The following is a 688-nucleotide window of genomic DNA, read 5'->3' as shown; positions in this document are numbered from 1 at the left end:
ACGGCTGATAGTTATGTATGGAGCGGAGATAACAACTTCTCAGCGACAACGCAAGAAGTATCAGTATCTAAAGCAGGAACATACACGGTAACCATTACAACAAATGGATGTAGTGCTTCGGCAACGACTTCGGTAGTTGAGAACACAAATCCAAATCCAGTAATTGACCAAGTACCAGCAGTATGTTTAGGCAATGGTTATAAGCTGAATGTAACAGGTGGAGCAGGAAATACTTACGCATGGACAGGAGCAGGCTTTAGTTCAACAGAACAAAGTCCATCAGTAACAGCACCAACAACGGCAGGAGTTTATACTTACTCAGTGTTGGTATCAGGCACAGGTGGATGTACAGGCACAGCAACGACAAGTGTAACGGTTAAAGCTGTACCAACAGTAACTGTACCATCAACGTCAATTTGTGCAGGAACAACTGGAGTACTGAAAGCAAGTACGGCAGATAGTTATGTATGGAGTGGTGATAACAACTTCTCAGCGACAACGCAAGAAGTATCAGTATCCAAAGCAGGAACGTACACAGTAACAATCACAACTAATGGTTGTACAGCAGTAGCCACGACAACGGTGGAAGTGAAACCAATACCAACGATTACAGTATCAAGTGCAACAATTTGTGCAGGAACAGTTGGAACATTGAAAGTAACCGAAACGGCTGATAGTTATGTATGGA

Annotated in this window: 1 pseudogene; it reads left to right on the top strand. The window is 43.0% G+C overall.

Annotation, left to right across the window (positions count from 1 at the left end):
* Window positions 1-688 (top strand): annotated as a pseudogene (locus VB796_RS23755) (hypothetical protein); the annotation flags it as partial.

This window comes from Arcicella sp. LKC2W, assembly GCF_034931005.1.
Classification (GTDB): domain Bacteria; phylum Bacteroidota; class Bacteroidia; order Cytophagales; family Spirosomataceae; genus Arcicella.
Note: the sequence above shows the minus strand (reverse complement) of the source record. Positions and strands in the feature narration are given on the sequence as shown.